An 8,927-nucleotide genomic window follows, 5' to 3' on the forward strand; every position below is an offset into this window, starting at 1 on the left:
AGAAGGGGACTGATGAAGGATCGATTGTATACGGCGGATCAGATTAGGGTCCTCGACGGACTGATTGCTGTGCGGAAGAGACCGGCCATGTATATAGGAAACACCGGGCCGGAGGGACTCCACCACCTCGTCCACGAACTCGTGGATAACAGCATCGACGAGGCTCTTGCGGGCTATTGCGACCGAATCGAGGTTACCATTCATATCGATGACACGGTTACGGTCAAGGACAATGGCCGGGGCATTCCCGTGGATATCCACAAGAGGGAAGGACGCCCGGCCATAGAGGTCGTCATGACCAAGCTCCATTCGGGCGGGAAGTTCGACAACCGGACCTACAAGGTCTCCGGGGGTCTCCATGGAGTCGGCCTATCCGTGGTCAATGCCCTCTCTGAATTCGTGGAGTTGGAAATACGGCGTGACAAGAAGGTCTATACACAGACCTACAGCCGTGGCAAAGCCGTTACACCTCTCAAGGTGGTAGGCAGGACCACGGAGACCGGTACGGTTGTCCGTTTCAAGCCCGACAGGGAGATATTCGATTCCACGGTCTTCAGCTTTGATCTCCTTGCTCAACGGCTCAGGGAACTTTCCTTCTTGCACAGAGGAGTCTTTATCTCCATTTACGACGAGAGAACCGAGAAGAAACACGAGTTCCTCTACCAGGGGGGGATCGTCTCTTTTATCGAGTACCTCAGCAAGAACAAGAACTCTATCCATGCCAAACCGATATACTTCGAAGGCGGGAGGAACGGCATCCACGCGGAGGTAGCCTTTCAATACAACGACGGCTATTCGGAGAACCTCTTCTCCTATGCTAACAGCATCAACACGACAGAAGGCGGGACGCATTTGGCTGGTTTCAAGGCGGCCTTAACCAGGACCATAAACTCCTATGCGATGAACAACAACCTGTTCAAGGGCCTGAAGGAGAACCTTACCGGAGAAGACGTGCGCGAGGGGCTCGTTGCGGTGGTGAGCGTGAAAGTGCCTGAACCCCAGTTCGAGGGGCAGACCAAGACCAAGCTCGGCAACAGCGAGGTCAAAGGGGTCGTCGAGGGGTTGGTGAACGAGAAGCTCTCGGCGTTTCTCGAAGAGAATCCGAAGACGGCCCGGAAAATCATAGCAAAGGTTGTGGAGGCGGCGAGGGCCCGCGAAGCGGCAAGAAAAGCCAGGGAACTCACCCGCCGGAAGGGAATCCTCGAGAATGACGCGCTTCCCGGTAAGCTAGCCGACTGCCAGGAGAGAGACCCTGCCCACAGTGAACTCTACATAGTCGAGGGGGACTCCGCAGGGGGGTCTGCCAAACAGGGAAGGGATCGGGTATTCCAGGCGATTCTGCCGTTGAAGGGGAAGATCCTGAACGTCGAGAAGGCACGTTTCGACAAGATGCTATCCAATGAGGAGATCAAGACGATCATCGCGGCCCTCGGTGGTGGAATCGGAAAGGAGGACTATGACGTTTCCAAACTCCGCTACCATCGTGTAATCATCATGACCGATGCCGACGTTGACGGGTCTCATATACGGACGTTGCTCCTCACCTTCTTCTACAGGCAGATGCCCGAGATGGTAGAACGGGGCTACCTGTACATCGCCCAGCCTCCCCTTTTCAGGGTGAGGGAGGGCAAGAAAGACCGGTACCTCCGGGGCGAGGATGAGATGAGTCGATTCCTCCTGGAAAGGGCGACCTCCAAGATCAAGGTCAGAGTGGAGAGAACCGGGAAGGAGTTCGCCGGCAAGCAGCTCAAGGTGATTCTCGATCGATTTCTCCAATACAGGTTTTACAGGAAGAGGATCCTCGATCGGGGCTATTCCGGTAGGCTCCTCGACCTGCTCCTGGAAAGCCCTGTCAGGACCCGGCGGTTCTTTGAAGACGAGAAGGGCCTTCTGGAGATCCGGAGCCGCTTGATCCAGGAGGGATTTGAGACCTCCGAGGTCTTGAAGGATGAGGAACACAACCTCTATGAACTGGAGGTCTGGAGGGACGGAGAGGCCTTCAGGAGCCGCCTCAACTGGGAACTGGTTTCCTCGGCACCTTTCAGGGGTCTCCGTTCTGCCTATGCCGAAATCAGTGGTTTTGACACGCCTCCCTACCTGGTAGATGGAGCAGCGGATCTCCGAGTGGAAACAACCGAGGAACTCGTCTCGCTCATAGAGCAGATCGGCAAGGAGGGTATATCCGTCCAGCGCTACAAGGGCCTGGGAGAAATGAATCCCGACCAGCTCTGGGAGACCACGATGAACCCACAGACGCGGGTCCTGCTCCGAGTCAGGATTGAGGATGCCGTGGAAGCCGACGACATCTTCACGATCCTGATGGGGGATCAGGTGGACTCCAGGCGGAGGTTCATCGAGGAAAACGCCTTGAATGTAGGGCAACTCGATATATGAACGGGGAGTTTATCCCTGCAAACCCGAACAAAGCATGAGGTTAATAGGAGAAGTCATGAACCTTAAGGAGTTGAAACAGAAAGGAATTGCAGAACTCGACAGCATTGCCAAGGAACTCAACGTCGAGGGGGCGAGCAGCCTCAGGAAACAGGAGTTGATCTTCTCGATACTCCAAGCCCAGCAGGACAAAAACGGGCTGATCTATGGCGAAGGGGTACTGGAGATTCTTCCCGATGGGTTTGGTTTCCTGAGGGCTCCGGACTACAACTATCTGCCGGGTCCGGACGACATCTATATCTCTCCTTCTCAGATTCGAAGGTTCAATCTGAAGACGGGGGATACGGTTTCGGGGCAGATTCGACCTCCAAAGGACACGGAGAGATACTTTGCCATGCTCAAGGTCGAGTCCGTCAACTACGAAGATCCGGACAGCGCCCGTGACAAGATCCTCTTCGACAATCTAACCCCCTTCTATCCTGAGGAGAAAATAAGGCTGGAGACGGACGATCCTGAGAACTACTCAGCCCGTGTTATGGATCTCCTCACCCCGATCGGAAAGGGCCAGCGCGGTCTTATCGTGGCCCCACCGCGAACGGGCAAGACCATGCTCCTTCAGAACATCGCCAACAGCATCACGACCAATCACCCTGAAATAACCCTCATAGTGCTGCTAATCGACGAAAGACCCGAAGAGGTGACAGACATGGAACGGTCTGTCCGGGCCGAGGTGATCAGTTCGACTTTCGATGAGCCCGCGCAGCGACACATTCAGGTCGCGGAAATGGTGATCGAGAAGGCCAAGCGTCTCGTGGAGAACAAGATGGATGTGGTTATTCTCCTCGACAGTATCACCCGTCTGGCCAGGGCATACAACGCGGTGGTTCCTCCGAGCGGGAAGGTCCTTTCCGGCGGCGTCGATTCCAACGCCCTGCACCGGCCCAAGCGCTTCTTCGGTGCTGCCAGAAACATAGAAGAGGGGGGAAGTCTCACCATCATCGCCACGGCTCTGATCGACACGGGAAGCCGGATGGACGAGGTCATCTTCGAGGAGTTCAAGGGAACCGGTAACCTGGAGATCAACCTCGACCGGAGGCTCGTGGACAGAAGGGTCTTTCCCTCTATCGATATCCAGAGATCCGGAACGAGAAAGGAGGAGCTCCTCCTTGACCAGCAGACACTCAACAGAATCTGGCTTCTCAGGAAGGTTCTCCAGCCCATGAACACCGTGGAGAGCATGGAGTTCCTTCTCGACAAGATGCGCAACACGCCGAACAACCGGGCGTTTCTCGACTCTATGAACCAGTAAGGGTGCTCGAGCGGGGCAGGCCTTCCGGTCTGGGTGCCGCAGAGGTGGGAAAGGCCGGGCATCTTGCAAAAGGCGGAAGATGCGGGTATTGTTATTCTTCAATCTGTTCGTCGGAGAAAGAGACCGTGAAAAAGGGGATTCATCCTAAGCTTTACAAGACGACCATCACCTGTGCCTGTGGCGCTACATACGAGACCGTCGACACCAAGGAGAATATGCGGGTTGAAATCTGCTCCAAGTGTCATCCCTTCTTTACGGGGAAGCAGAAATTCCTCGATACCGCAGGAAGAATCGAGAAGTTCAAGCGGAAGTATGCAAAGGTCAAAGACAAGGAACCCTAGCCCGCCTCCCTGACGTGTACCCTTAAGCCGTTTCTGGTTGGCCATAAAGAGATCAATGCTCTGCTCCGGGGATGCCAGCCTCTCGACCCGGAAACGCGGCCCCGGACCCCGACGTTGTTTGCCAAGGGACGGATGGTCTGCGGCGGTTGGTCCCTGCCCTCGAGACGTCGCGGGAACGGTCTGCATCCGGGGCAGTGAATTTGCGAATCCGCCTGACAGGCGGGTCCGTGTTTTCCCCGGAACGGTCCTTACTGAGGGAAGATATGTTTCCCAGGCTCGACGAGATTGAGAAGAGGTACGAGGAGCTCACCAGGCTCCTCGGTAAGCAGGAGATTGTACAGAGGCAGGAGGAGTATCAGAAGCTTGCAAGGGAATTTTCTGAGCTGGAAAAGACCGTGGGCTACTATCGTGAGTACAAGCGAATCGCTCGTGAACTCGAGGAGAACAGGAATCTATTGAAAGAGCCTGACGAGGAGATGCGGCGCCTTGCGAGGGATGAGATTGCCGAGCTTGAGGAGAAGATGGCCCTTGTCGAGCGGGACCTGAAGATCTCGCTGTTGCCGAAGGACCCCAACGACGACAAGAACATCTTCCTGGAGATTCGTGCAGGCACAGGCGGCGAGGAGGCCTCTCTTTTTGCGGCGGATCTCTTCCGGATGTATGCCAGGTACAGCGAGCTGCGGAAGTGGAAGATAGACATTGTGAGCCAGAGCGAGACAGGTGTGGGGGGGCTGAAGGAGATAATCGCTCTTATCGAGGGGAGGGGCGCATACAGTCAGCTCAAATACGAGAGCGGAGTCCATCGAGTCCAGCGGGTTCCGAGCACCGAGTCGCAGGGCAGGCTCCATACCTCTGCAGTCACCGTCGCGGTTCTTCCCGAGGCCGAAGAGGTGGAGGTCGAGATCGATCCGGCAGACCTGCGAATCGACTTCTATCGCTCCTCCGGCCCAGGGGGACAGAGCGTCAACACGACGGATTCTGCGGTCAGAATCACTCATCTTCCTACCGGTTTGACAGTGACCTGCCAGGACGAAAAATCCCAGCACAAGAACCGGGCCAAGGCGCTGAAGGTATTGCGGTCCAAACTCCTGGATCTCGAGCGGAGAGAACAGCAGATGGAGATCTCCGAAAAGCGGCGGTCCATGGTCGGAACGGGTGATCGGAGTGAGAGGATCCGGACCTACAATTACCCTCAGAATCGTGTGACCGACCACAGGATTGGGATGACTGTCTACAGACTCAACGAGATTCTGGAGGGCGATATTCAGGAGATCATCGATGCTCTGGTGGCCTATTTTCAAGCCGAATCCCTGAAGGCACACATGGGAAGTTGAGATTGACGAAAGAACGCTGGACCGTGCTGAAGGTCATCGAGTGGACCCAGGGATACCTGCGGGCAAGGGCGATTCCGAGTCCTCGGTTGGAGAGCGAGCTGCTTCTCTCCCATGCTTTGGGCCTCGACCGTGTCGGTCTCTATCTCCACCATGACATGGTTCTCTCGCCGAGCGAGTTGGAACGTTTTCGTGAATTGATCAAGAGGAGGACCCGAGGCGAGCCGCTGCCTTACATCACCGGTTACAAGGAGTTCTGGTCGATCCCTTTCAGGGTCGATCCCTCTGTGCTCATCCCTCGCCCGGAGACGGAGGTCCTGGTGGAGGAGGCCCTGAGGATCATCGGTTTGGAGGGATGGACCGATCCACTTGTCCTCGACTTGGGAACCGGATGCGGGGCGATTGCCGTCTCCCTGGCAAAGTCGATCTCCTCGGGCCGGATCGTTGCTACGGATCTGTCGTGGGAAGCCCTTGCTCTGGCCAGGGAAAACGCACTTGCCCAGGGTGTTTCCGGCAGGATATGTTTTGTTCAGGGGGACGGTCTCTCTTTCATGAAGTCGACGGCTGGAATCTTCGATCAGATCGTCTCCAACCCCCCATATGTCAGTCACGAAGAGATCGAGAGCCTTCAACCTGAGATCCGGGACTTTGAGCCGAGGCATGCCCTGGACGGGGGCCCGGACGGTCTCGAATTCCACCGGGAGCTCCTCAGCCAAGTTCCTTCAAGACTTAAGAGCGGGGGGTGGCTGATAGTCGAGATTGGCGCGGGTCAGGGGCCGAAGATCCTTGAGTCGGCCGAGAAGGCTTCGTGGACGAAACGGGTGAGGATAATTCGGGACTATGCTGGGAGAAGCCGGGCATTGGTCGCCCAGAAGAGATAGAAGATGGTTGTGGTTGGATCTCCCTTGACAGTCCGGGAGACGTCCTTGAGATGACTAAGTAAAGCCGGAGGCCGGTGGTGGAGAAGATCATTATCGAGGGTGGAAACCGGCTCATCGGGGATGTGAAGATCAGCGGATCGAAAAACGCGGCCCTCCCACTGTTCGCTGCGGCCATTCTCTGTCACAGTCCGACCGTCTATCACAATGTTCCTCACCTGAGAGACGTAGTTACAATCCAGAGGGTGCTCCGTAATCTTGGGGTACAGATCGAGAATAATCCAGATGGATCGGTGCGCATCGACAGCTCGGCTCTTTCGGGACATGAAGCGCCTTACGAGCTTGTGAAGACCATGCGGGCGTCCATTCTCGTACTTGGCCCGCTTGTTGCGAGAATGGGAAGAGCGGTCGTTTCATTGCCGGGGGGGTGTGCCATAGGAGCCCGGCCTGTGAACCTCCATCTCCGGGGTCTGGAGGTGCTCGGGGCCAAGATCAGACTCGACCACGGGTACATATCCGCTGAAGCGGAGCGGCTCAAGGGCGGCCATCTCTGCCTCGATGTTCCGACCGTTACGGGGACCGAGAATCTCATGATGGCCGCTGCCCTGGCAGAGGGGACAACGGTCATAGAAAACGCGGCTCAGGAGCCGGAGGTGGCCGAACTTGCAAGGGTTCTGAACAAGATGGGTGCCAGAATCTCGGGTGCAGGGACAAGCACCCTTCGTATCGATGGTGTGGAAGGCCTCGAAGGGACGGATCATACGATCATGGCTGACAGGATCGAGGCAGGTACCTTCATGGTGGCGGCCGGTCTGACCCAGGGGAACCTCTCACTCCTCAACTGCCCGATGCCTCACCTGGAGGCGGTTGTCAGGAAGTTGGGAGAGGCGGGCCTTGAGATCTACCAGGATGGGGAGGCCGTACGGGTCGTGGGGACACGCCGGATCAGGAGCGTAGATGTGAAGACCCTGCCCTATCCTGGTTTTCCCACGGACATGCAGGCTCAAACAATGGTCCTCATGTGTCTGGCCCGGGGCCTCAGCGTGATCTGCGAGACGGTTTTCGAGAATCGTTTCATCCATGTCAGCGAGCTCAGACGGATGGGTGCGGACATCAAGGTCAATTCAAACAGTGCGATCGTGACGGGCGTGAAACGGTTAAGCGGAGCCGAGGTCATGGCGACCGATCTGCGGGCAAGCGCTTCCCTGGTACTTGCAGGTTTGGCTGCCGAAGGGGTGACGAAGGTCTCCAGGGTATACCATTTGGACCGCGGGTACGAGGATCTGGAGAAGAAGCTCCTAAGGCTGGGAGCCAGGATCAAGAGGGTCCAGGAACACTAGGAAGGATCGGGTGGAGAGAGACTCCCCCGGGCTTTTCGCAAAGGAGAGGGGCCGCGGCGATGGGCAAGAGGATGGGCTCGTTGTTGGAGATGGCCATGGCGGGCGTTGTTCTGGTGGGATGTGCGGGGTCGGCGGTGCGGGAAAGCCAATCCCTTGTTCCGTCCGATACGGATCCGGGGGTCATAGCCGTAGTCCCTTTTCACGCATCCGGGGCTGATGCTGAGAGGGAACTGCTTCGCTACGGGGGATTTACCGGATATGTCGCGGCAGGGGATGTTGCTGCCCAAGGCCCGGAGACCGTGACGACTCTGTTCCGCCAGAGATTGATCGCGCACGGTTACAGCTTGGTTTCCCAGGAGATCATAGCAGAGGCGCCCTCCTTTGCTACGAGGTTCCAGGAAAACCCCCTGGCCTTTGCCCGGCGGCTCGCCCGGGAGGTCAAGGCGGACAGTGTACTGATGGGAGAGGTATTCCGCTACAGGGAAAGAGTCGGTAACGCCTGGGGGGCTCGACAGCCGGCTTCGGTGGCCTTTGTGGCGCTGCTGGTCAGGGGTGAGAATGGGGAGTCGTTGTGGCGGGGGAGGTTCGATGAAACCCAGAAGCCCCTTTCAGAGGATGCCCTCGATTTTTTCTCCTTTGTGCGCCGCGGCGGCAGGTGGCTCACTGCAAGGGAGCTCGCCTCGGACGGCATAAACCGCGTTCTACTGACCTTCCCGGGTCTGGGCAGGGTCGGAGTGAATCGGTAGAACCTGGGATCGACCGAATTGGCAGAAGGTTTCAAAAGAGGATTGCACGGGTGGAGGGCCGATCGTCTGAAGAGCTCATGGTTCCGCCATGCGGTCGTGATCCTCTCTACCGGCCTCTACGTGGGGTTTTGCCCCGTTGCACCAGGCACGGCCGGAACCCTCCTGGCCGTGCCTCTTTTTCTTGTGCTCTCCAGGCTGTCGCCCCTTTCGTATGGAATCACCGTGTTGGCCTTTCTGTTTGCGGCTGCCTGGATCTCAGGGGCCGGGGAGGTTGTGTTCGGAGAAAAGGACAGCGGTCGTATCGTCATAGACGAGATCGGCGGCTTCCTGGTGACCATGGGCTTCATTCCTCCTCTGCCTTTCTACGTGGCTTCGGGCTTCCTCCTCTTCCGCTTGCTGGACGTTACAAAACCCTTTCCCATCAGGAGGCTCGAGAAGCTCGAGTACGGCTGCGGGGTGGTGGCCGACGACGTGATGGCAGGGATCTATAGCGCCGGTGTGCTTCACGGTTTGTTCCTCTTTTGGGGGAACAGACCTCCTCTGCTTCCGTGAATGTTCATGGCGGAGAGGAGTCCGCCCCTTCACCCCGGG

The 8,927-nt window shown here is 57.2% G+C and carries 8 protein-coding genes; all 8 read left to right on the forward strand.

What is annotated here, in order from left to right; genetic code table 11:
• The first annotated feature begins 12 nt into the window (after positions 1-12).
• Positions 13-2,394, forward strand: a complete 2,382-nt coding sequence (gene gyrB, locus JRJ26_08160) for a DNA topoisomerase (ATP-hydrolyzing) subunit B (protein MBW2057454.1) — start codon at positions 13-15, stop codon at positions 2,392-2,394.
• A gap of 55 nt (positions 2,395-2,449) precedes the next feature.
• Positions 2,450-3,700, forward strand: coding sequence for a transcription termination factor Rho (gene rho, locus JRJ26_08165; GenBank protein MBW2057455.1), 1,251 nt, complete (start codon positions 2,450-2,452; stop codon positions 3,698-3,700).
• A gap of 125 nt (positions 3,701-3,825) precedes the next feature.
• Positions 3,826-4,041 (forward strand): 50S ribosomal protein L31, encoded by a 216-nt coding sequence (gene rpmE / locus JRJ26_08170; GenBank protein ID MBW2057456.1) that lies wholly within the window; start codon positions 3,826-3,828, stop codon positions 4,039-4,041.
• A gap of 263 nt (positions 4,042-4,304) precedes the next feature.
• Positions 4,305-5,375, forward strand: a complete 1,071-nt coding sequence (gene prfA, locus JRJ26_08175) for a peptide chain release factor 1 (protein ID MBW2057457.1) — start codon at positions 4,305-4,307, stop codon at positions 5,373-5,375.
• Positions 5,376-5,377: 2 nt separating this feature from the next.
• Complete coding sequence (prmC, locus tag JRJ26_08180; GenBank protein ID MBW2057458.1) at positions 5,378-6,253, forward strand: peptide chain release factor N(5)-glutamine methyltransferase; 876 nt, start codon at positions 5,378-5,380, stop codon at positions 6,251-6,253.
• A gap of 77 nt (positions 6,254-6,330) precedes the next feature.
• Positions 6,331-7,590, forward strand: a complete 1,260-nt coding sequence (gene murA, locus JRJ26_08185) for a UDP-N-acetylglucosamine 1-carboxyvinyltransferase (GenBank protein ID MBW2057459.1) — start codon at positions 6,331-6,333, stop codon at positions 7,588-7,590.
• Between the two features lie 59 nt (positions 7,591-7,649).
• Positions 7,650-8,336: a hypothetical protein gene (locus JRJ26_08190; protein ID MBW2057460.1), complete on the forward strand. Its 687-nt coding sequence runs from the start codon at positions 7,650-7,652 to the stop codon at positions 8,334-8,336.
• Positions 8,337-8,402: 66 nt separating this feature from the next.
• Positions 8,403-8,888: a phosphatidylglycerophosphatase A gene (locus JRJ26_08195; protein MBW2057461.1), complete on the forward strand. Its 486-nt coding sequence runs from the start codon at positions 8,403-8,405 to the stop codon at positions 8,886-8,888.
• Positions 8,889-8,927: the final 39 nt, after the last annotated feature.

The sequence above is a fragment of the Deltaproteobacteria bacterium genome, assembly GCA_019308905.1.
Lineage (GTDB): Bacteria > Desulfobacterota > BSN033 > WVXP01 > WVXP01 > JAFDHF01.